At 58.8% G+C, this 23063-nt stretch carries 20 protein-coding genes and 2 riboswitches; of the genes, 18 read left to right on the top strand and 2 right to left on the bottom strand.

What is annotated here, in order from left to right; translation table 11 throughout:
- Position 1 precedes the first annotated feature (1 nt).
- Genes xdhB through MOTHE_RS09630 form a run of 4 tightly spaced genes read left to right on the top strand, consistent with a single transcriptional unit; the run spans position 2 to position 3587 of the window.
- Positions 2 to 886, top strand: coding sequence for a xanthine dehydrogenase FAD-binding subunit XdhB (xdhB, locus tag MOTHE_RS09645; protein WP_011393457.1), 885 nt, complete (start codon positions 2 to 4; stop codon positions 884 to 886).
- Complete coding sequence (gene xdhC / locus MOTHE_RS09640; protein ID WP_011393456.1) at positions 879 to 1340, top strand: xanthine dehydrogenase subunit XdhC; 462 nt, start codon at positions 879 to 881, stop codon at positions 1338 to 1340. The genes xdhB and xdhC overlap by 8 nt, the downstream gene beginning before the upstream one ends.
- 19 nt (positions 1341 to 1359) lie before the next feature.
- Positions 1360 to 2685 (top strand): putative aminohydrolase SsnA, encoded by a 1326-nt coding sequence (gene ssnA, locus MOTHE_RS09635; protein ID WP_011393455.1) that lies wholly within the window; start codon positions 1360 to 1362, stop codon positions 2683 to 2685.
- A 14-nt stretch (positions 2686 to 2699) separates the two neighbouring features.
- Positions 2700 to 3587, top strand: coding sequence for an FAD binding domain-containing protein (locus MOTHE_RS09630; RefSeq protein WP_011393454.1), 888 nt, complete (start codon positions 2700 to 2702; stop codon positions 3585 to 3587).
- Positions 3588 to 3751: 164 nt separating this feature from the next.
- Here the strand turns inward: MOTHE_RS09630 and MOTHE_RS09625 are convergent, their stop codons facing one another.
- Positions 3752 to 4930, bottom strand: coding sequence for a pyridoxal phosphate-dependent aminotransferase (locus MOTHE_RS09625; protein WP_011393453.1), 1179 nt, complete (start codon positions 4928 to 4930; stop codon positions 3752 to 3754).
- Positions 4931 to 4958: 28 nt separating this feature from the next.
- Entirely contained in the window at positions 4959 to 5948 is a 990-nt protein-coding gene (locus MOTHE_RS09620) for a 2-hydroxyacid dehydrogenase (protein WP_011393452.1), read from the bottom strand.
- A 190-nt stretch (positions 5949 to 6138) separates the two neighbouring features.
- Positions 6139 to 6239: riboswitch (purine riboswitch) on the top strand.
- Positions 6240 to 6403: 164 nt separating this feature from the next.
- On the opposite strand from MOTHE_RS09620, the gene MOTHE_RS09615 reads away from it, so the two are divergent.
- The 14 genes from MOTHE_RS09615 (at position 6404) to MOTHE_RS09550 (ending at position 23056) form a co-directional block, all read left to right on the top strand.
- Positions 6404 to 7543: a BMP family ABC transporter substrate-binding protein gene (locus MOTHE_RS09615; RefSeq protein WP_025773197.1), complete on the top strand. Its 1140-nt coding sequence runs from the start codon at positions 6404 to 6406 to the stop codon at positions 7541 to 7543.
- A 215-nt stretch (positions 7544 to 7758) separates the two neighbouring features.
- Positions 7759 to 9276 carry an ABC transporter ATP-binding protein gene (locus MOTHE_RS09610; protein ID WP_053094982.1) on the top strand — a complete coding sequence of 506 codons (1518 nt, stop codon included), beginning with the start codon at positions 7759 to 7761 and terminating at the stop codon, positions 9274 to 9276.
- Entirely contained in the window at positions 9276 to 10397 is a 1122-nt protein-coding gene (locus MOTHE_RS09605) for an ABC transporter permease (protein ID WP_080997195.1), read from the top strand. Before MOTHE_RS09610 ends, MOTHE_RS09605 begins: the two co-directional genes overlap by 1 nt.
- A 2-nt stretch (positions 10398 to 10399) precedes the next feature.
- Entirely contained in the window at positions 10400 to 11335 is a 936-nt protein-coding gene (locus MOTHE_RS09600; protein WP_011393448.1) for an ABC transporter permease, read from the top strand.
- Between the two features lie 88 nt (positions 11336 to 11423).
- Positions 11424 to 14474: a putative selenate reductase subunit YgfK gene (gene ygfK, locus MOTHE_RS09595; RefSeq protein WP_011393447.1), complete on the top strand. Its 3051-nt coding sequence runs from the start codon at positions 11424 to 11426 to the stop codon at positions 14472 to 14474.
- 265 nt (positions 14475 to 14739) lie between these two features.
- Positions 14740 to 15684, top strand: coding sequence for a carbamate kinase (arcC, locus tag MOTHE_RS09590; protein ID WP_011393446.1), 945 nt, complete (start codon positions 14740 to 14742; stop codon positions 15682 to 15684).
- A 222-nt stretch (positions 15685 to 15906) separates the two neighbouring features.
- A complete protein-coding gene (sdaAB, locus tag MOTHE_RS09585; protein ID WP_011393445.1) occupies positions 15907 to 16563 on the top strand; it encodes an L-serine ammonia-lyase, iron-sulfur-dependent subunit beta in 657 nt (218 codons plus the stop codon).
- Between the two features lie 10 nt (positions 16564 to 16573).
- Positions 16574 to 17491 carry an L-serine ammonia-lyase, iron-sulfur-dependent, subunit alpha gene (gene sdaAA / locus MOTHE_RS09580; RefSeq protein WP_053095258.1) on the top strand — a complete coding sequence of 306 codons (918 nt, stop codon included), beginning with the start codon at positions 16574 to 16576 and terminating at the stop codon, positions 17489 to 17491.
- Positions 17492 to 17694: 203 nt separating this feature from the next.
- A riboswitch (glycine riboswitch) is annotated at positions 17695 to 17798 on the top strand.
- A gap of 215 nt (positions 17799 to 18013) precedes the next feature.
- Positions 18014 to 19114 (top strand): glycine cleavage system aminomethyltransferase GcvT, encoded by a 1101-nt coding sequence (gene gcvT / locus MOTHE_RS09575; RefSeq protein ID WP_011393443.1) that lies wholly within the window; start codon positions 18014 to 18016, stop codon positions 19112 to 19114.
- A 33-nt stretch (positions 19115 to 19147) separates the two neighbouring features.
- Entirely contained in the window at positions 19148 to 19540 is a 393-nt protein-coding gene (gene gcvH / locus MOTHE_RS09570; RefSeq protein ID WP_011393442.1) for a glycine cleavage system protein GcvH, read from the top strand.
- Positions 19541 to 19544: 4 nt separating this feature from the next.
- The gene (gcvPA, locus tag MOTHE_RS09565; protein ID WP_011393441.1) at positions 19545 to 20879 is read left to right on the top strand and encodes an aminomethyl-transferring glycine dehydrogenase subunit GcvPA; all 1335 of its coding nucleotides are present in this window, start codon (positions 19545 to 19547) and stop codon (positions 20877 to 20879) included.
- On the top strand, positions 20876 to 22333 hold the full coding sequence (gene gcvPB, locus MOTHE_RS09560; protein WP_011393440.1) for an aminomethyl-transferring glycine dehydrogenase subunit GcvPB: 1458 nt from the start codon (positions 20876 to 20878) through the stop codon (positions 22331 to 22333). The genes gcvPA and gcvPB overlap by 4 nt, the downstream gene beginning before the upstream one ends.
- Positions 22334 to 22512: 179 nt before the next feature.
- Positions 22513 to 22821: a transcriptional regulator gene (locus tag MOTHE_RS09555; protein ID WP_011393439.1), complete on the top strand. Its 309-nt coding sequence runs from the start codon at positions 22513 to 22515 to the stop codon at positions 22819 to 22821.
- Positions 22799 to 23056 (top strand): type II toxin-antitoxin system RelE/ParE family toxin, encoded by a 258-nt coding sequence (locus MOTHE_RS09550; protein ID WP_011393438.1) that lies wholly within the window; start codon positions 22799 to 22801, stop codon positions 23054 to 23056. Before MOTHE_RS09555 ends, MOTHE_RS09550 begins: the two co-directional genes overlap by 23 nt.
- Positions 23057 to 23063 lie beyond the last annotated feature (7 nt).

The raw sequence follows: 23063 nt of genomic DNA, 5'->3' as shown, positions 1-23063 counted from the left end.
GATGTTCAACATCCAGGAATATTTTGAGGCTGCAACAGTAGAGGAAGCCACGGCGTTGCTGGCGGCCCATCCCGGCCTGACAGTCATCGCTGGCGGTACGGACGTTTTGATAAAAATGCATCACGGCCGGATAGCGAAGGCCGGGTTGTTGAGTATCCGGGGTATAAAATCCCTGGAGGGTATCCTAAAGCTCGAGGATGGCACCATCGTCATCGGGGCGCTTACGACCTTTACCCGGATTATCAATGATCCTGTTATCCGGGCCCATATCCCCGTCCTGGCCGAAGCCGCGGCTTCCATGGGCGGTCCCCAGATTCGCAATGTGGCCACCATCGGCGGCAATATTTGCAATGGCGCCACCTCCGCCGACAGCGCTTCGACCCTGTTCGCCCTGAATGCCAGGTTAAAATTACAGGACAATCAAGGGCAGAGGGTGGTCCCCATCCAGGAGTTTTACCTGGGTCCGGGCCGGGTTGATTTAAAGCCCGGGGAGCTCCTGGCGGAGATTATTATTACGCCTGAGAATTACCGCGGCTATGGCGGCCATTATATCAAGTTTTCCCAGCGCCGGGCCATGGATATTGCCACCCTGGGGGTGGCGGTGCTCTGTAAAATCAAAGACGGCACTACCTTTGCGGATGTAAGGATTGGCCTGGGGGTAGCCGGGCCGACCCCCTTGAGGTGCCCCGAGGCCGAAGCCTATGCCAGCGGTCAACCAATCTCCGCAGCCACCATCGCGGCTATCGGACGGTTGGCCGTTAAAGCGACGCAGGCCAGGACCTCCTGGCGGGCTTCGAAGGAATACCGGGAACACCTGGTGGCCGAGCTTACCGAGAGGGCATTAAAAGCGGCCGTCGTAAAAGCAGGGGGTAGGGAAGTTGCTTAAAAAAATCTCCTTCACGGTCAATGATACACCGGTAACTTTAGAAGTTGACGCTGGCGAGACATTGCTGGAGGTACTGCGCAACCGCCTGGGGTATACCGGGGTGAAAAAGGGATGCGGTGTGGGCGAATGCGGCGCCTGCACCGTGCTTATCGACGGTACTCCGGTGGACTCCTGCATCTACCTGGCTGTTTGGGCGGAAGGGAAAAAGATAATTACCATAGAAGGCATAGCCAAAAACGGGGAACTCTCCAGGGTACAGAAAGCCTTTATAGAAGAGGGCGCCATCCAGTGCGGCTTCTGCACGCCAGGCTATGTCCTTACCGCTACAGCCTTGGTAGAAAGCGGTAAAAAATATTCTCGGGAAGAAATTAAGCGGGAACTGGCCGGCCATCTCTGCCGCTGCACCGGTTATCAGAATATCCTCAGGGCCGTGGAGAAAGCCTTAAACGATTAAGTCAAAGGAGGGGGAACCTATGCTTCTCATCGGTAACGGCCGCCTACTTTCCCTGGTGCCGGGGAAACCCTACCAGGAAGACGGAGCGGTGGCCATTGACGGCGACCTGATCGTCGCCGTAGGGCCCACGGCTGAACTTAAAGCGCGCTACCCGGCAGCCGAGTGGCTGGACGCCCGGGGCATGGTCATTATGCCCGGGATGATCAATACCCACATGCACCTGTACAGCACCTTTGCCCGGGGCATGGCCCTGAAGGACCCGCCGCCAACCAATTTCCTGGAGATCCTCCAGCGCCTGTGGTGGCGCCTGGACAAAGCCCTGACCCTGGAAGACGTTTACTACAGCGCCCTCCTGCCCCTGATCGACTGCATCAAGAGCGGAACTACCACCATTCTGGATCACCACGCCAGCCCCTATGCCGTTACCGGCAGCCTGGAGATGATCGCCCGGGCCGCCATGGAGACGGGGGTACGCACCTGCCTGGCCTACGAAGTCTCCGATCGCGATGGTAAGGAAATTATGCGGCAGGGGATTGCGGAAAACATCGCCGCCATAAAGAAATACCGGGGCAAAGAGGGTTTAATTTCAGCTACCTTTGGCCTCCACGCCTCTCTGACCCTCTCCGACGCCACCCTGGAGGCCTGCCGGGAGGCCGAAGGGGAGGTGGGCAGCGGCTTTCACATCCACGTGGCCGAGGGGATCCAGGACGTCGAGGACGCTTTAGCCAAATCGGGGAAGCGGGTGGTGGAACGCCTGGCTGTTAACGGCATCCTGGGACCCAATACCATCGCCGCCCATTGCGTGCACGTGACGGACAGGGAAATAGCCATTCTGAAGGAGACAGGCACCCTGGTGGTCCACAACCCGGAATCAAATATGGGCAATGCCGTCGGCTGTGCTCCGGTTGGCGACATGCTGGCCGCAGGTGTCCCCGTCGGCCTGGGAACGGACGGCTATACCAGCGATATGTTCGAGTCCCTAAAGACCGCCAACGTCCTGCGCAAATTCGTCTCCGGCGATCCGGGCGCCGGCTGGGCAGAGGTCCCGGCCATGGCCTTTGAAAACAACCGCCGCATCGCGAGCCGCTTCTTCCCCCACCCCCTGGGCCGTCTGGAGCCAGGTGCCTATGCCGATGTGATCCTGGTGGACTACCAGGCGCCAACACCCCTGGGAAGGGACAACTGGTTCGGCCACCTCCTCTTCGGCTTCAACGGCGGCCTGGTGGATACTACCGTTGTCGGCGGTAAAGTACTCATGCAAAGGCAGCGCTTGCTGCACCTGGACGAGGCGGCCATCGCCGCCCGGGCCCGGGAACTGGCGATCAAAGTCTGGGAGCGGTTTTAACGGGGAGGGATTCCATGCCCGAGAAGTATCTCTTCGCCACTTCCCCGGCCGACTGCCTGGCCCTGCTGGCCGCGAACCCTGGGGCGCGCCTCATTGCCGGCGGTACTGACCTGGTCATCGACCTCAAGGAAAAAAGGCGGCAGGTTACCACCCTGGTGGATATCACCAGGATACCCGAATTAAAAATAATTACCGAAACAAATGGTAAGATTATCCTGGGCGGGGCGGCCACCCACACCCGCGTGGCCACCTCATCCCTTATCCGGCAGAAGCTCCCGGCCCTGGCTGCCGCCGCTGCCGCGGTCGGATCCCCCCAGGTGCGCAATGTCGGCACCCTGGCCGGCAATGTGGTCAATGCCCAGCCGGCGGCGGATACGGCTGTGGCCCTGGTAGCCCTGGGAGCCGTGGCCACCATCCTGGGAGCGGAGGGGGAACGCCAGGTGCCGGTGGCCGACCTCTACGCCGGTGTGGGCCGCTCCCTGGTAGATGCCGGCCGCGAGATTATAACCAGATTTACCGTGGACCTGTGGGGGGAGGGCGAATCCTCGGCTTTTGTCCGCCTGTCGCCCCGGCGCGCCCTCTCCCTGCCCATGCTAAACGTGGCCGTCCGGGTGCAGGTCAGGGAAGGGATATGCACCAGGGCGCGTATCTCAATCGCCCCGGTGGCGCCCCGGCCCTTCCTGTGCGAAGAAGCGGCCGCCAGCCTCGTGGGCCGGGAACCCACGGCGAAAGCAATTGCCAGGGCGGCTTCCGTAGCTAAGGAGGCAGCCCGGCCCAGGGACAGCCTCCTCCGGGGTTCCGGCGCCTACCGGAAGGACATGACGGCTGTGCTGGTAGCCAGGGCTTTAAGCGAAGCTTTTTCCCGCGCAACCAGCAGGAAAATAGAAAACGATGTCGAATAGATACAAAAAATACCTGGTGAAAAGTTATTACTGCAGGCAAAGACGTCTACATCAGGGTAACGGGGCCCTCATTGTAGACGTTTTTTTGCGCCCTAAAAAGAAAAACCAGGAGGCCGGGAACTCACCCTCCTGGCTTTGTAACCGCCGGGAAACCAGGCGGTAATCTACCGCAGCTCCTTTACGGCAGCCGCTATTTTCTCCAGGGCTTTCTCGATGTTCTCCACCGAGTTGGCATAGGAGAGACGCAGGTAGCCTTCCCCGTATTTACCGAAGGCCGTACCGCTCAGGGCGGCTACGCCCGCCTTTTCCATCAGGAAGGCTTCCAGCTCCTGGCTGGAGAGGCCCAGACCCTTGATGTTGGGGAAGACGTAGAAGGAACCCAGAGGCCGTTTGCAGGTAATACCGGGAATGCTGTTCAGGCCATCAACAATGATGTCCCGCCGCTTCTTAAATTCGGCCACCATGGCCTCGGCGGCGTCCTGGGGTCCGGTCAGGGCCTCCTGGGCAGCCTTTTGGGTAAAGGCGGCGGTGCAGGAGTTGGAGTTGACCATCAACTGGGCGATGCGGTCGGCGAGCTCCCGGTGCATCAGGCCGTAGCCGATCCGCCAACCGGTCATGGCGTAGGTCTTGGAGAAACCGTCCAGGATAATGGTCCAGTCCTTCATACCCGGCTGGGCGGCAATGGATACGGGACGGGCACCGTCGTAAACGATGCGATCGTAGATCTCGTCGGCCAGGACGACAATGTTCTTACCCCGGACCAGGTCGGCGATGCGGCCGATATCTTCAGCCGTGAGGACGCCGCCGGTGGGGTTGGCGGGGGAATTGATGATCAGGAGTTTGGTTTTGGGGGTGATGAGCCCTGCCAGTTCATCTACATCCAGGCGGAAGTCGTTTTCTTCCCGGATGGGCAGGGGAACTGCCTTGCCGCCGACGAAGTTGATGACGGATTCATAAATAGGGAAGCCGGGATTGGGGTAGATGACCTCGTCACCCGGGTTTACCAGGGCCAGGATGGTAAAGAACATTATGGGTTTACCCCCGGGAACGATGACGACTTCTTCCGGGTCGTAATGAACGCCCTTCTGCCGGGTGGCATACTCAGCAATGGTCGCCCGGACTTCCGGCAGCCCGGGGGCGGGGGTGTAATGAGTATAACCTTCGTTCAGGGCCCGGATGCCGGCGTCGATTATGTTGCGGGGGGTAGCGAAATCGGGTTCGCCGATTTCCAGGTGGATGATCTCCTTGCCCTGGGCTTCCAGAGCTTTGGCCTTGGCCAGGACCATAAAGGCCGTTTCGGTCCCCAGATTGGCCATTTTGTCGGCAAAGATTTTTTCGAACATGGGCTTTCTCCTCCTAATAAAATCCTATCTATTTACCGTGTTGCCGGTAGTAAACTTCGGGGTTCAGGCACTGGGGCGGTAGTTCACCCCGCAGGGCGGCCAGCAGGTTGTTGGCGGCCATTAAGGCCATATTGGTCCGGGTTTCCCAGGTAGCGCTGGCGATGTGGGGGCAGAGAACAACATTCTCCAGGTCAGCCAGGCCCGGGGCCAGTTCCGGTTCGTTTTCGAAGACGTCCAGGCCGGCGCCCCAGATTTCCTTCTCTCGGAGGGCTTTGACCAGGGCCTTTTCATCAACGACCGGGCCACGGGAGGTGTTAATGAGGATGGCTGTTTTCTTCATCAGTTTTAGTTCCGGAGTACTGATGAGGTGGGTGGTCGAAGGCATTAAGGGAACGTGCAGGGAAACAAAATCAGCTTCCTTGAGGAGGGTCTCCTTGTCGACGAATTGACCGCCGGTGGCTTCTTCGAAAGCCTTGCTTGGCTGGACATCGTGGTAGAGGACCTTCATATCAAAGCCCCTGGCTTTGCGGGCAAAGGCGGTGCCGATACGGCCGGCGCCGATGACGCCCAGGGTTTTACCGGTAATTTCCTGGCCGAGCATCAACAGGGGGCCCCAGCCCTTGTATTTACCGGCCCGGGTAAACTTGTCGCCTTCCACCACCCGCCGTGCCACAGCAAAGAGCAGGGCCCAGGCCATGTCGGCGGTGGCTTCGGTGAGGACGCCCGGGGTATTGGTGATCATGATCCCGTGCCGGGTGGCTGCTTCCAGGTCGACGTTATTAAAGCCGACGGCTAAGTTGGCGAAGATCTTGGCCCCTTTAGCTGCGGTAAAGACCTCGTCGTCCAGGATGTCCGTCAGGAGACAGAGGATGCCGTCGCGACCCCGGACCTTTTCCAGCAATTCAGCCCTGGTCAGGACCCGGTCTTCAGGGTTGATCTCCAGGTCGCAGTACTCGGCCAGGAGATCCAGGGCCGGTTGTGGGACCAGACGAGTAACATAGACGTTCCATTTAGACATTAAAAATCCCTCCAGAAATTAAGTACGACTTTATTGGCATTTATATTCGACGTTAAGATGTGATCTCCTTTAAAAATAAAAAGTTTAATACAGTATACTTTTAAAAAGACATGTTTTATCCGGTCGATTTTTGTGAACCTGGAAGGATTTTAAGATTGAACAGCGAATTATATTTTATTAATAAAAGTGGGAGTCTTCTTTTAGGTTTCTTCGTATAGTCCCGGAGATTGGTCCGGGGGTTTCTACCAGGTGACCGGAATCACCTTGGCTACGAAGGGTTATTTCCTTTGTGGCTATGGAGGTACCCGGTTTTTCGTTTTTAGCTCCGGGGCATGGTTCATGTAAAGGGGGTGATGGGTACGGGACTATATATTAATGTAGAAACAAAATAGGAATGAGAGAGCCCCATTAATACCAAGGAGGTGTGAGCCGCGGTTACGGTACCGCGGGCGAGTATGAAGAAAGGTTTGCGCGTGCTGTTGATGTTGCTCCTGGCCCTGGCGGTGGCTGTCGCTGCCGTGGGTTGCGGCGGCCAGAAGCCGGCTGGCGAGAGTAAAAGCGGAGCTAATACGGCGAGCGGCGGGCAGGATCAAAACCAGAAAATGAAGGTGGCCTTTGTTTACGTAGGTCCAGTCGGTGATGCGGGCTGGAGCTGGGCCCACGACCAGGGCCGGAAATACCTGGCGGAAAAGCTGCCCTGGGTGGAAACCACCTACATGGAGAACGTACCTGAAGGGGCCGACGCGGAGCGCGTCCTGACGGAGCTGGCCGAACAGGGTAATAAGATAATTTTTGCCACCAGCTTCGGCTATATGGACTACGTTATCAACGTGGCCAAGAAATACCCCAATGTCATCTTTATGCACTGCTCGGGCTACAAGACGGCAGAGAACGTCGGTACCTACTTTGGCGCTATGGAAGAGGCCCGTTACCTCTCGGGTATGGTGGCCGGCAAGATGACCAAGAAGAACGTCCTGGGCTTCGTAGCCGCCCACCCCATCCCGGAGGTTATTCGCGGCATCAACGCCTTCACCCTGGGGGCGCGCTCGGTTAACCCCAACGTGAAGGTCAAAGTAGTCTGGACCAATACCTGGTATGACCCGGCCGCCGAGAAGCAGGCCGCCCTGAGCCTGCTGGATGCCGGAGCCGATGTCATCGCCCAGCACCAGGATACCCCGGGCCCACAACAGGCAGCCCAGGAGAGGGGCGCCTACGGTATCGGCTATGACAGCGATATGAGCCAGTTCGCTCCCAATGCCACCCTGACTTCGCCCGTCTGGAACTGGGGTCCCTACTATGTAAAGATAGTGGAAGCCGTCAAGAACGGTACCTGGAAACCGGAGCAATACTACGGCACCATGAAGGACGGGATCGTCGACCTGGCGCCCTTCAACAAGATGGTGCCCCAGGATGTCCGCGACCTGGTAGAAAAGAAGAAACAGGAGATCATTGACGGCAAATTCTTCGTATTCCAGGGGCCCATCAAGGACCAGAGTGGCAAAATCCGGGTCCAGGAAGGCCAGAAGATGAGTCAGGAAGATATCCTGGGCTTCAACTGGTTTGTAGAAGGCGTCGAGGGTGAAATCCCGAAATAATGGTCTCTTGGGAGCTGGGGGCCGTGGGATTTATTTCCACGGCCTTTCCTGTAGCCAATGGGTTAAGTGGCATAATAATAATTAATCGAAAATTTAGCTATAAGTAACTGCAAGGGGCAGGAATTTTACCGACCGTAGCGAATGATGTAGCTATATGTTTGGTAAGAGGCGGTTTTACTTTACGTTGCTATATACCTCCGGGGAGGTTAAATTTCATGGCAGTACCGCTGGTTGAAATGCGGGGGATAACCAAGGTTTTTCCGGGCGTGGTGGCCAACGAGGGGGTCAACCTGGCCGTCCACGCTGGGGAAATTCACGCCCTGCTGGGGGAGAATGGGGCGGGAAAAAGTACCCTGATGAGTGTTCTTACGGGCCTGTACCGGCCCGATGGCGGGGAGATCTACCTGGACGGCCGGAGGGTCAATTTCCGCTCGCCCCGGGACGCCATTGAGGCGGGTATCGGCATGGTCCACCAGCACTTTCGGCTGGTGGCGCCCTTCACGGTAACGGAGAATGTGGCCCTGGGGCTTAAAGGCGGCCTTAAACTCAACGTAAACCGGCTGGCCGGGGAAATAGCCGCGCTTTCTAAAGAATACGGCCTCCAGGTGGACCCCCAGGCGCGGATCTGGCAGCTTTCAGTGGGGGAACAACAGCGGGTCGAGATCATCAAGCTCCTGTACCGGAAGACCCGGGTCCTGATTCTCGATGAACCGACGGCCGTCCTGACCCCCCAGGAAGCCCGGGATCTGTATCGGACCTTGAAAAGAATGGCTGCCCAGGGCTGCGCCGTGATCTTCATTACCCATAAACTCCAGGAAGTTATGGACGCCGCCGATACCATTACTATTCTCCGGGGTGGCAAGACGGTGGCCACAGTGAAAAAGAGTGAAACCAGCGAAAAGGAACTGGCCCGGATGATGGTCGGCCGGGAGATTGTCTGGCAGGGGGATAAGCCTGTAGCTAAAAAGGGCGAAAAGATCCTGGAGATCAGAGATTTAAGGGCTCTAAACGATAAAGGCCTGCCAGCTCTACGGGGTATCAACCTGGAGGTCTTTGCCGGTGAGATCCTGGGTATTGCCGGGGTGGCCGGCAACGGCCAGCGGGAGTTGGCCGAGGTCATCGCCGGCTTGCGGCCCTGCCAGGGCGGCAGCATTACCGTTTCCGGGCAGGAACTAGGCCAGTGCGACCCCTGCCGGGTAATCCAGGCCGGAGTGGGCTATATACCCGAAGATCGCCTGGGTACGGGCCTTATACCCAACCTGGGAGCTGTCGACAACCTGCTCCTGAAGGAATACCGCCATCCCCGCTGGGGTAGGACCATCATGAACCGGAGGGCAGCGCGCCAATGGGCCGGCGAACTGGTGCAACACTTCAAAGTAAAGATGGCCGGTCTGGACGCCCCGGTGAAAATGATGTCCGGCGGCAACCTGCAGCGGCTGCTCCTTGCCCGCGAGATTTCCTCCCGGCCGCGCCTGTTGGTGGCCGTCTACCCGGCCCGGGGCCTGGACGTTGACGCTACGGAAACGGTCCACCGCCTGCTCCTGGAGCAGCGGGCCGCCGGTACGGCCATTCTTCTGATTTCCGAGGACCTGGAGGAGCTCTTCCGCCTGGCCGACCGCATAGCCGTAATGTATGAAGGCCAGATTATGGGCTTGATGCCCACTGAAAAGGCCAGCGTGGAGGAGCTGGGCCTGATGATGGCCGGGGCGAAAAGAATGGAGGTCGGAGCCTGATGCCAGCTACAGCCGTACCCAAGAATACCAACCGGAGTTCCGGGCCGGGATCTGGACCCGCGTTAACCTTAGAAAAGCGCCTGGAACCCTCGCGCTTTATGGCCGTGGTAGTACCCGTTATATCCGTCATCCTGGCCCTGGCCGTCGGGGCCATCTTCCTGGCGGCCACCGGCTTTCAACCAATGAAGGTCTACCAGAGCATGCTCAACGGTGCCGTCGGTTCCAAGTACGGTATCTCGGAAACCATCGTCAAGGCTATCCCCCTGATGCTGGCGGGCCTGGGGGTTTCGGTGGCCTTCCGCATGCTCCTCTGGAACATCGGCGCTGAAGGCCAGTTCTATATGGGCGCCTTTGGCGCCAGTTGGGTGGCCCTGACTTTTCCCCATTTACCGGCTTACATTATGCTGCCGGCCATGTTCCTTGCCGGGGGCTTGATGGGGGCCCTGTGGGGATTGCTGCCAGCCTTGCCCCGGGCCAAATGGGGCGTCAACGAGGTCATTACCACCCTGATGCTCAACTATGTAGCCATCCTCTGGGTGGACTACTTGGTTTACGGTCCCTGGAAGGACCCCAAGGGTTTTAACTTTCCCCTCACGGCCACCTTCAGCGATGCCGCAGCGCTACCTACCATTGCCGGCACCAGGGTGCACGTGGGATTGATCTTTGCCCTGGTGGCGGCCGTGCTCCTCGCCATTATCCTCTGGCACACCAGGTGGGGTTATGAGATCCGGGTCATCGGCGAGAGCGCCCGGGCCACCCGTTACGCCGGCATGAATATCGAACGCAATATTATCCTAGTTATGCTCCTTAGCGGCGCCCTGGCCGGGCTGGCCGGCATGAGCGAGGTGGCCGGCATCACCCACCGCCTCCAGCACGGCATCTCCCCGGGATACGGCTATACCGCCATTATCATCGCCTGGCTGGCCAAGCTGCACCCGGCGACCATCATCCTGGTTTCTATCCTCTTCGGCGGTCTCATTGTCGGCGGGTACAGCGTCCAGACTTCCGGGGTACCGGCGGCCACGGTATCAATGCTCCAGGGGGCCATCCTCTTCTTTGTCCTTGGCGGTGAGATCCTGACCCGTTACCGGTTGCACTTCGGTCGTAAGGAGGGAAAATAATCATGGAGAATTCGGTTTGGATTGCCACCCTGGCGGCGGCCATTACCGCCGGCACGCCCATCCTTTTTGCCGCCCTGGGGGAGATCATCGCCGAAAGGGCCGGTGTCCTCAACCTGGGCGTGGAGGGCATGATGCTGGTCGGGGCGGTGACCGGTTTTATGGTCGCCGTTAAGACCGCCAGCCCATGGCTGGGTTTCCTGGCAGCCCTGGTAGCAGCCGGGGCTACGGCGGCAATCTTCGCCGTCCTGACTATAACCCTGCGGGCCAACCAGGTGGTGACCGGCCTGGCCCTGACTATCTTTGGCACCGGTTTAAGCGGCTTCCTGGGTAAGCCCTATGTAGGCATCCCCTTGCCCGTGAGCTTTAAACCGGTTGCCCTACCGTTGCTATCCCAGATCCCCTTTATCGGCCCCATTTTTTTCCGTCACGATCCCCTGGTTTACTTAAGCTATATCCTGGTACCCGCCCTCTGGTATTATTTCTACCGTACCCGGCCGGGCCTGAACCTGCGGGCGGTAGGGGAAAACCCGGCGGCGGCCGACGCTCTGGGGGTCAATGTCTTTGCTCTGCGTTACATCTACGTGATCATCGGCGGTATGCTGGCCGGGGCCGGGGGAGCCTTTCTTTCCCTGGCCTACGCCCCCAGCTGGCTGGAAAACATGACGGCAGGCCGCGGCTGGATTGCCGTTGCCCTGGTGATCTTCGCCGTGTGGGACCCGGTTAAAGCCCTCCTGGGTTCCTACCTCTTCGGGGGTGTTGATGCCCTCACCTACGGCCTCCAGGCGGCGACCAAGATTGCCATCCCGTCCTTCTTCCTCAAGATGCTACCATACATCCTGACGGTAATCGTACTGATTTTTGCTACCCGCCAGACTATCGTCAAGCATGTAGGGGCGCCCGGGGCCCTGTCCATACCCTATGACCGGGAGGAAAGGTAGTTAAAAAAGGCCTGGCGATAAGCAGGATTAAATAATTTTAGCTCGAATTAATATATATAAAATAAGGCCTTGCCAGGGGGGAAGATTCATGAGCGGCGCTATGCGGCCGATACCCTTTAAGAAGCTCTTGGACTGGATCCTTGAGGAGAACCGGAAGTTTCACAGTATTTTTGGCCTGCCGCAGGAAAAATTTTACCGGGCACAGCCCGGGGTTTACTGGCAATTATTTGGGGAATATTTGGAAAACGTTATCGGACCTGCCGCCGGTCCCCATACCCAGCTGGCTCAGAATATTGTCGCGGCCTACCTGGCCGGCGGCAGGTTTTTCGAGTTAAAGACGGTTCAGGTACTCGACCGGCTGGACATCCCGAAGCCCTGCATCAACGCGGCGGATGAAGGCTACAACGTGGAGTGGTCAACCGAACTGGCCATTGAGGAAGCCTTTGAGGAGTATGTCAAGGCCTGGTTCCTGCTCCACGTTTTACAAAAGGAACTATGGGGCACGGACAGGCGCGGCTTCATGTTCAATATGAGTGTCGGCTACGATTTAAAGGGGATCAAATCCCCCAAAGTCGACCGGTTCATCGAGAGCCTGAAGGACGCCTCGAAGACGGCCATCTTTCAGGAGTGCCGGGCGGTTTTGCAGGCCGAGGTGGACCGGTTTACAGCGGTAGATGCTGAATTTATCGATGGCATCTCCCCCCATATCTGCAGTTCCGTCACCCTTTCAACCATGCACGGCTGCCCGCCGGCGGAGATCGAAACCATCTGCCGTTACCTCCTGGCGGAGAAAAGGCTGCATACCTTTGTCAAGCTGAATCCCACCCTTCTGGGCTATAAATTTGTTAAAGATACCCTGGCCGGCATGGGATATAGCTATGTCCAGTTAAAAGAAGAATCCTTCAGCCACGACCTGCAGTACACCGACGGTGTAGCCCTGATCGGGCGGCTACAGGAGTTCGCCCGGGAACAGGGTCGGGGCTTCGGCGTCAAACTATCCAACACCCTGCCGGTGCAGGTAACCAGGGGCGAACTCCCCGGGGAGGAGATGTACCTGTCAGGCCGGGCCCTGTACCCCCTGACCTTAAACCTTGCCGCCAGGCTGGCACAGGAGTTTAACGGCCACCTGAGAATCTCCTATGCCGGCGGTGGCGACGCCTTTAACCTCCCCCGCCTCTTCGCGACGGGGATCTGGCCCCTAACGGTGGCTACGACCCTTTTAAAGCCGGGGGGTTACCTGCGGTTGCAGCAAATAGCCGCAGAACTGGCAACCCGGATGCCTGACACTGCCGGCGAGGTTATCGATGTAGCACAACTGGCCGGCCTGGCGGCGGGCGTCACCCGGGACCCCGACTTCCGCAAGGAGAAACGAGGGGTCGCCAGCCGCAAGCTCACCAGGAAGTTACCCCTGACTGATTGCTTTTTGGCGCCGTGTACCGCCGGCTGTCCCATCGGCCAGGACATACCGGAGTATATCCGGCTGGTGGGCGAAAAGAGGTACCGCGAGGCCTACGAACTTATTATCGAGAAAAACCCGCTGCCTTTTATCACCGGCAGCATCTGTACCCAGCACTGTGCCGCTAAATGCACGCGCCTGGATTACGACGAACCGGTGCGCATCCGGGAAATGAAGAAGGAGGCGGCCGTAAAAGGTTACCGGGCTTCCCGGCCCCGGTGCGGGCCGGCGCAAGGAAAGGCTTCCGCCCGGGTGGCCGTAATCGGGGCGGGGCCTGCGGGTCTGGCTGCCGGCTACTTCCTGGCCAGGGCCGGCCTGGGGGTCACCATTTTTGATAAAAAGGGAAAACCTGGTGGTACAGTGACCCATGTGATCCCCGATTTCCGTCTTTCTGAGGACGCCATTGCCAGAGACCTGGAGCTGGTTAAGGGAACTGGTGTCGAGTTTAAACTGGGCGTCAGCCCCGACTTTAACGTCGCGGAGTTAAAAAGGGCCGGTTACAAATACGTCTTCCTGGCCCCCGGGGCGGGGGCGTCCAGGCCCCTGGAACTTAGAACCGGCGGCGAAAGGGTCATGGGCGCCGTGGAATTCCTGGCCAAGTTTAAAGAAGACAGGCAGAAGGTCCGCCTGGGTAAAAGGGTGGCCGTCATCGGCGGCGGCAACACGGCCATGGATGCCGCTAGGGCGGCCCTGCGGGTCCCAGGTGTCGAGAAAGTTACTATTATCTACCGCCGTACCAGGGAGTATATGCCGGCGAGCAGGGAAGAACTCCGGGAGGCCCTGGCCGAGGGCGTAGTCCTCAAAGAGCTCCTCGCCCCTTACTCCTGGTCTGAAGGTGTCCTCCGTTGCCAGCAGATGGAACTTGAGGCGCCGGATGCCTCGGGACGGCCGGGAGTTGCCGTTAAAGCAGGGGAGCTTGTGGATATTCCTGCCGACGCCGTCTTAGCAGCCATCGGCCAGGATGTGGACTACGGTCTCCTGGAGAAAAACGGTATCGCCATCGACGAAGGGGGGAGGATTGTCGTTGACCCCGCCACCAACGAGACCAGTGTGGCCAATGTCTTTATCGGCGGCGACGCCCTGCGCGGACCGGCGACAATAGTTGAGGCCATTGCCGATGGCCGTAAAGCGGCCAGGGCGATTCTCACCCGGGAAGGCCTGACGCCACCTGTTCCCGGCGCGGTGCCCTTTGACCGGGAGTGGAGGCTCCGGGAGGTTAACCAGAAAAAAGGGAACCTGGCCGGGGCGGCAGGAGACCCTGGACTGGAGCCGCAGCGCTGCCTGGAGTGCGGTTTTGTCTGTAATATCTGCACGGAGGTATGTCCCAACAGGGCCAACATTGCCATCCAAACACGTAATGGTGGCTTCCGGGATCAAAACCAGATAGTGCATGTAGATGGTATGTGCAACGAATGCGGCAACTGCGCCACCTTCTGCCCTTATGACGGCGCACCCTATAGGGATAAATTAACCCTCTTCTGGAAGGAAGAAGACTTTGCCGGCAGCCAGAACAACGGTTTCCTGCTGTTAGCGGGCGGCGCGGAACTTGTCTTTAAAGTCCGCCTCAACGGCCGGGTGCAGGAGGTAAAATTCGACCCTGCCGGCAAGGCTAATGTGGACCTGGAGCAAGGGGTATTAGACCTTATCCTGGCAGTATATAAGGGCTACAGGTATCTGTTTTAAAGAGATACCCGTTGCCAGCCGGGGCTGAAAATAGTTACTGCCAGGTTGTTTAAAAGACAGTCTCGCATGACCGGGTACCGCCATTTAAGGGATTGAATGGCGGTACCTGCCTGTTGGCAGGAAAGAACTTAACATAACGCGGCGACATAACAGGTTTGGGGGGCCTATCGGTTTACTTAAAAATTTCTTGCTACCGGCAGGAAAAATTAAATTCATATTGAATAAATAGGTATAAAGTAAAGCGTGGTTACATGGAGGGATAGCAATGCCCCGGACCGTAGTTATGGCCTTCGGTGGTAACGCCATTACCCGCCCTGGCGAAAAGGGGACCTTTGCCGAGCAGAAGGCCAATGTCGCGGCCACCTGCCGGCAGCTGGTCGATCTCGTCCGCGAGGGGTATCGCCTGGTTTTGACCCACGGGAATGGTCCCCAGGTGGGCAATATGCTAATTAAAAACGAAATTGCCAAAGATATCGTCCCGGCCATGCCCCTGGACGTCCTGGTGTCCAACACCCAGGGATCCATCGGTTACGCCATTCAACAGGCTCTGGGTTATGAACTGGCGTGTCACGGGTTAAAGGTACCGGTGGCCTCCATAGTTACCCAGGTGGTGGTTGCCGCCGACGACCCGGCCTTCCAGAATCCTACCAAGCCGGTGGGTCCCTTTTACAGCCAGGAAGAAGCCGTAAAATTGATGCAGGAACGAGGCTACAGGATGGTGGAAGACAGCCACCGCGGCTGGCGACGGGTAGTCCCCTCACCCAGGCCACTGGAGATAATCGAGCGGGAAGCCATCAAGGCCCTGATCCGGGCGGGCATCATCGTAGTGGCCGCCGGGGGCGGCGGCATCCCGGTGGTGCGCCGGGACGACGGTAGCCTGGCCGGCGTTGAGGCTGTGATTGATAAGGACCGCGCAGCCACCATCCTGGCCAGCCAGGTAGAGGCCGAGGTCCTTTTCCTGCTCACGGACGTGGAGCGGGTCTGCCTGGACTACGGCCTGCCTACCCAGCGGGAGGTAGAGAGGTTGACTGTCAGTGAAGCCCGCCGCTACCTGGCCGAGGGCCAATTCCCTCCCGGCAGTATGGGCCCCAAAGTAGAAGCAGCCATCGCCTTTGTCGAAGCTGGGGGCGAGAAAGCCATTATCGGTTCCCTGGCCCGGGCCGCAGAAGCAGTGGCCGGCCGCTCCGGGACGGAGGTTGTCGCCGGGTAAGGAGCAGGCAATTGAAATCCAGCTAATGGGCTCTATTTAGTTCACCGCCGGTGGATAGGTTAAATCCATGCAATAAGGTTAGCGGTGTTATGGGAGGAATAAAACCTTGCCTGATGGAAGAACGGGGTATAATATAGGCGGTGGAATCAGGTGACCGGTTTTATTTCCGGTTTGGTGTCGATAGAGTTCAGGAGGATATAACCCGGCCACGGGGGGACCAGTGTGGATGCCTTTCAAATCATCGGCCCGGTAATGATCGGGCCTTCCAGTTCCCATACCGCCGGGGCGGTGCGTATCGGCCGCCTGGCCCGGGCCATCCTGGGCGAACAGCCCTTGCGGGCCGAGATCCTTCTCCACGGCTCCTTCGCCCGCACTGTCCGCGGCCACGGCACCGATCGGGCCCTGGTAGCCGGGCTCCTAAGTTTCGATGTTGCCGACGAAAGGGTCAGGGAAGCCCTGGAGCTGGCTCCCCGGGAGGGGCTGGAGGTCACCTTCGGCGAGAAAGATCTGGGTGACGTCCATCCCAACTCCGTACAGTTAAACCTGGAGGGCCGGGAAGGGAAAGTCCAGGTGGAGGCCTCCTCCCTGGGTGGGGCCCAGGTAGTAGTTAATAAGATTGATGCCTTTGAGGTGGAAATATACGGGGACCTGCCGACCCTGGTGGCAGCCTATCCCGACCGGCCGGGGGTAATAGCGGCGGTGGCCGCTTTGCTGGCCGGGGTGGGAGTAAATATTGCCGGCATGCGAGTATCCCGCCGGGAAGCAGGTGAACAGGCCCTGATGGTCGTCGAAACCGACCAGGCAATTCCTCCGGGGCTGGTGCCGGCCATGCGGGCCCTACCAATGATGGAGCGGGTGATCCAGATTGACCCGGTATAATTTTCAAAGCATGGCTGAACTCCTGCAGATAGCCGCGGATGAAGGGCTGACCCTGGCCGGGGTAGTCATCCGCTACCAGGAAGACCTGGAGGGTAAGAGCCGCGAAGAGGTGCGCCGGGCGATGGGGGAGAGGCTGGCCGTTATGCGGGCGGCTGCCAGGAAAGGGTTGCATGAAGACATCCGTTCCCCCAGCGGCCTGGTAGGCGGGGGCGGAAAACTCCTGGAGGAAAGGCGCCTGGCAGGGCAGAGCCTCTGTGCCGCCACCACCGCCCGGGCCATTGCCCTGGCCATGGCCGTAGCTGAGGTCAACGCTTCCATGGGCCGGGTGGTAGCCGCGCCGACGGCTGGCTCCTGCGGCATCCTTCCAGGGGTCCTGCTGGCCCTGGAAGCGGAAAAGGGGCTGGACGAAGACCTGCTTATCGATGGGCTCTTTGCGGCCGCCGGTATCGGCATGGTGGCCGCCGGGCAGGCCTCCCTTTCGGGGGCCGCCCTGGGGTGCCAGGCCGAGGTAGGGGTGGCCGCCGCCATGGCGGCAGCGGCGGCCGTGGAAATGACCGGAGGGGATGCGGTCCAGGCCGCCAACGCCGCCGGGGTCGCCCTGCAGGGCCTGATGGGACTGGTCTGCGACCCCGTGGGTGGCCTGGTGGAGGTCCCCTGCGTCATGCGCAACGCCATGGGCGCGGCCCAGGCCCTGGTGGCGGCCGACATTGCCCTGGCCGGCGTCCAGTGCTATATACCTTTTGATGAAATAGTCGCAGCCATGGTCCAGGTCGGTCGCGCCCTGCCGCCGGAATTACGGGAGACGGGTGCCGGCGGGATAGCCGCCTGTCCCACCGCCCGGAAACTGGCCCGGCAGATCGGGATCAAAACCCTGGACAAGGATTCTCTCCAGGAGAATCTTTCGGTAGCAAGCCCTGGTATCCCTTAAGGGTTACCGGGTTTTTGTATTAGTCAAAGAAATACGGTGAATTTCACTAGGTGATTACGATTCCAGTGCTATCCAATCCCCCCAAAGACACCTGCAAACTTGATTAACTTCACCCGCAAAAAATACCTGCAAAGTTTCCTGACATAGCAGGAATTTCTCCTACCAAAGCGAATATCATATTTACACAACTACATACCGGGCGGATGAGGGGAGTGGAAGAGACCCTTTAAAGGGCGCCGAAGGAGCAATTTTCCCCGGCAGGTGACGGGGGAAGGAACCTCTCAGGCAAAAGTACCGCTCCCGGACCCAACTCTGGAGAGCTTCCTTAAAGCCGGTTTCAACACCCGACCTTAGGGTCGGCGGGTAGCCGCTTGGCCCGGAAACAGCCGGCTTCAGGGGACACCAAAGGGGAAGGCAGGCAACTGCCTAATCTCTCAGGTACCAGGACAGAGGCCATCACCGTTAAGGAACGGTGATGGCTTTTTTTGTGGACATACTAATAGAAGTGAGGTGGAGTTATCAGTGGCCGATTTAAAAAAGACGCCCCTCTACGGGGAGCACGTGGCTGCCGGGGCCAAAATGGTGGAATTCGGCGGCTGGTTGATGCCCGTCCAGTACAGCAGCATTATTGAGGAACATCAGCGGGTGCGTAACTGTGCCGGGCTCTTTGACGTCTCCCATATGGGGGAGATTACCATAAAGGGACCTGACGCCCTGGCGCTGGTCCAGAAGCTGCTTACCAACGATGCCGACCGGGCCACCGGGGACAGGGTCATCTACAGCCCTATGTGTTACCCGGACGGGGGCGTAGTCGACGACCTGCTGGTCTATCCCCGGGGAGAAGGAGAATATCTCCTGGTAGTCAACGCCGGTAACATTGACAAGGACTTTGCCTGGATCCAGGAGAACGCTAGCGGTTTCCGGGTTGAGGTCAGCAATATCTCCGCAGCTACAGCTCAACTGGCCCTCCAGGGGCCACGAGCCCTGGAAATTCTCCGGCCCCTGACGAGGGTCGACCTGGCCTCCCTGGGTTATTACCGCTGGACCGAGGGCCAGGTTCTGGGGGTTCATTGCCTGATCTCCCGCACCGGCTACACCGGCGAAGACGGTTTCGAGCTTTACTTTGAGGCGGCCGCAGCCCCTACCATGTGGCGGAATATCCTGGCCGCCGGCAGGGAGGCAGGCCTGGTCCCGGCCGGACTGGGGGCCAGGGATACTCTAAGGCTGGAGGCGGCCCTGCCCCTTTACGGCCACGAGTTGGGCCCGGACATCAGCCCCCTGGAGGCCGGTTTGCACCGCTTTGTCCGCCTGGAGAAGGGCGAATTTAACGGGAGGGAGGCCCTGGCAGCCCAGCGGGAAGCCGGGGTCAGGAGGCAACTGGTGGGACTGACCATGATCGACCGGGGGATCCCCCGGCCGGAATACCCCGTCCTGGCGGCAGGCAAGGAGATTGGTTACGTTACCTCAGGTTCCCTGGCGCCAACCCTGGGACAAAATATCGCTCTGGCCCTGGTGGCGGCAGGAACTGTCTCTACCGGCGGCGAAGTAGAAGTGAGCATCCGCGGCCGTGTCAACCGCGCCCGGGTGGTGAAACTCCCCTTCTATCGCCGCCCCAAAAAGTAAGCCGAAATCTTTTTAAAAGGAGGAATTAATGGCATGAATTTCCCGGCTCATCTGCATTATAGTAAAGACCATGAGTGGGTAGAAGTCGATGGTAACCGTGCCCGTATCGGTATTACCGACTATGCCCAGGAGTCCCTGGGGGACATAGTTTTTGTGGAACTGCCCCAGGTAGGGGATGAACTGGCGACGGGCGACAGCTTTGGGGTCGTCGAGTCGGTAAAGTCGGCTTCCGACGTCTATGCGCCGGTGGGCGGCAAGGTGGTGGCTGTTAACGAAGCCCTCCTGGACGCCCCCCAGGACATCAACGCCGACCCCTACGGCAAGGGCTGGATGATTGAACTGGAATTGAGCGATCCGAGTGAAGTAGAAAGCCTCATGGATGCCAGTGCTTACCTGGAACTGGTAAAGGAGGAGAAGGGGGAGTAAGGGGATGACCTACATTCCCACCACGGCGGCGGAACAGCAGCAGATGCTGGCGGCCTGCGGTGCCCACCGGATGGAAGAGCTTTTTAGTGATGTACCTGCCAGCGTACGCCTGGGCCGGGAGCTCAATCTCCCCCGGCCCATGGCGGAGGCTGAAGTATGGCGCCACCTGGAGGAACTGGCCGGGAAGAACAAAAAGCTGGTCTCCTTCCTGGGCGCCGGAGCCTACGAACACTACATTCCCAGCGTGGTAGGACACCTCCTGGCCCGCTCCGAGTTTTACACGGCCTATACACCCTATCAACCGGAGATCAGTCAGGGGACCCTCCAGGCTATCTTTGAATTTCAATCGTTAATCTGTGAGCTTACGGGCCTGGATGTAGCCACCGCTTCCCATTACGACGGGGCCACGGCCATGGCCGAGGCGGCCCTGGTAGCTTGTAACGCCACCCGGCGGCAGAAAATTTTGGTCTCCCGCTCCGTGAATCCCCAGTACCGGACCGTCCTGAGCACCTATGCCAAGGGTCAGGGGGTAGAACTGGCGGAGGTGCCCCTGCAGGATGGTCGGACGGACCTGGAGGCCCTGGAAAAACTGGCGGGCAAGGACGTCGCCGGGGTAATCCTGCAGAATCCCAATTTCTTCGGCCAGATTGAAGCCATGGCCGAAGCAACTGATCTGGCTCACAAGGCCAGGGCTTTAGGTATTGCCGTCGTCGATCCCGTTTCCCTGGGGCTGCTGGCGGCTCCGGGGGAATACGGCGCCGATCTGGCCGTAGGCGAGGGCCAGAGTCTGGGTAACCCCTTGAACTTCGGCGGTCCCTATTTGGGTTTTATCGCCGCCAGGGAAAAGCTGGTCCGGCGCTTGCCGGGCCGCATCGTCGGCCAGACCAAGGACGTGGACGGCAAACGCGCCTATGTCCTGACCCTCCAGGCCCGGGAGCAGCATATTCGCCGGGAAAAGGCGACGTCCAATATTTGTTCCAATGAAGCCCTCTGCGCCCTGGCGGCCACCATCTACCTTGCCGCCATGGGCCGGGAAGGCCTGAAGGAGGTGGCCAGCCAGTGCCTGTTGAAGGCCCATTATGCGCAAAAGAAGCTGGCCGCCCTACCAGGGGTAACGCCGGTTTTTAACGGTCCTTTTTTCCATGAGTTTGTCCTGCAGACAAAGCTTTCACCGGCAACTGTAGCCCGGAGACTGGCGGAAAATGGTTTTGCCGCCGGTTTCGACCTGGGTCGCTTCTATCCCGAACTTAAAAATGCCCTGCTCTTTACCGTAACCGAAGTCCGGACCAGGGAGGAAATAGACGCCCTGGTGGCGGCCATGAGGGGGATACTGGCATGAAGACGGAACCCTTACTATTTGAACTCGGTGCCCCCGGAAGGCAAGGTTACACCCTGCCGGAATGTGATGTACCGGGGAAAGTGGAGGATTACCTCCCCGAAGCAACACGCCGCCGGTCCGATGCTGCCCTGCCGGAATTGAGCGAAGTAGAGGTCGTCCGCCATTTTACCCATTTATCCACTATGAACTATGGCGTCGATACCGGTTTCTACCCCTTAGGTTCCTGTACCATGAAGTATAACCCCAAGATCAATGAAGCGACGGCCAACTTGCCAGGCTTTACGGGACTGCACCCGCTGGTGCCGGTTGAGGCGGCCCAGGGGGCCCTGGAACTCATGTACAACCTGCAGGAGTATCTCGCGGAAATCACCGGCATGGATGCCATCACCCTGCAGCCGGCCGCCGGCGCCCACGGAGAGTATACCGGCCTGGCTGTCATCGCCGCCTATCATCAGAGCCGCGGTGACCGGGAACGGCGCCAGGTGCTGGTGCCGGATTCCGCCCATGGCACCAACCCGGCCAGTGCCGCCATGGCCGGCCTGGAGGTAGTCCAGATACCCTCCGACGAGGGGGGGCTAGTGGATCTTGAAGCCCTGAAGGCTGCCGTCGGCCCCAGGACGGCGGCCCTGATGCTGACCAACCCCAACACCCTGGGCCTCTTTGAGAGCAATATCGAGGCCATGGCAGCCATCGTCCATGCAGCCGGCGGCCTCCTCTATTATGACGGCGCCAACCTGAACGCCATCATGGGCCTCACCAGGCCGGGAGATATGGGCTTTGACGTAGTTCACTTAAACCTCCACAAGACCTTCTCCACCCCCCACGGCGGCGGTGGTCCCGGCAGCGGCCCGGTGGGGGTGAAGGAGCACCTGGCTGCCTTCCTGCCGGTGCCGGTGGTGGCTCGCCGGGAGGACGGCCAGTATTACCTGGATTACGACCGGCCCCAGAGCATCGGCCAGGTACGTTCCTTCTATGGTAATTTCGGCGTCATGGTCAAGGCCTACACCTATATCCGCTCCCTGGGGGCCCCGGGCCTGAAGAGGGTCAGCCAACAGGCGGTTTTGAATGCCAACTACATGCTGGCGCGCCTCAGGCCCTACTTCAAGGTGCCCTTCGACCGGCTGTGCAAGCACGAGTTTGTCATCGCACCGTCCCAGGAGGTAACTGATGCCGGCGTTCATACCCTGGATATAGCCAAACGCCTCCTGGACTACGGTTTCCATGCGCCTACCATCTACTTCCCCCTCATTGTCCGCGAGGCCATGATGATCGAACCGACGGAAACGGAGCCCCGGGAGAACCTGGACGCCTTCTGCGACGCTTTGATTGCTATTGCTAAAGAGGCAGTTGAGAACCCGGAGGCTCTGCACCAGGCGCCCCATAACACCCCAGTGCGGCGCCTGGACGAGGTGGGCGCTGCCAGGAACCCGGTTTTACGCTGGCGGGGCAGGTAGTAAAAGACAGGAAGACGATTACTTTTACTATTGGCAGGCTTAAAGCCTGCCGGCTTTTTTATCAGCGTTTTGGCGAACCTGTACGGCACACCCTCGGTTATCTTTGTTAAGTAGGTATTCTTTTTTTTCAATCTGTGTTATAATACAGAAGAACGGAATCAATAAGGAGTGCGATAAACGTGAAACAGGAATATGCGGTAATTCAGCAGATACAGAAGAGGATGCTTATCAGTATAGGCCAACTGGCGAAGAAACTGGGCCTTAAAGAGGGGGATTATGTACGTTTAGAGTTGGAGGAAAATAGCAACAGCCTTCGCCTTGTCCCGGTTGACTGGCACCCTAGGGAACAGGAGTATTTCTGGAGCGGGGAATGGCAGGAGAGGATGAAGAATAGCTTGCGGGATCTGGCAGAGGGGCGGGTTAAGACTTACAGCGATGTTGAGGAATTGCTAGGAGAACTGGAGAATGCCACAGATAATAAGAACTGATAGTTTCTTGGAACAGTTTCAAGAGTTAAGCAAGGAAGCTCAAAAGCACGTGTTGAAAACTATACTTTTTCTGGCTCAAAACCCGAGCCATCCTTCTCTGAAGGTACATCGTATTAAAGGAACACCCTTTTGGGAGGCCTATGCCAGCATCAGCATCAGGGTGATTTTTGAGCGGAACGGTGATACTTTGGTTTTATTAGCCTGCGGATATCATGATATCCTTAAAAAGTATTAATGTCATG

Source organism: Moorella thermoacetica (assembly GCF_001267405.1).
Taxonomy (GTDB): domain Bacteria; phylum Bacillota; class DSM-521; order Neomoorellales; family Neomoorellaceae; genus Neomoorella; species Neomoorella thermoacetica.
The sequence above is the reverse complement of the archived record's forward strand: the minus strand, read 5'-3'. Positions and strand labels throughout refer to the sequence as shown.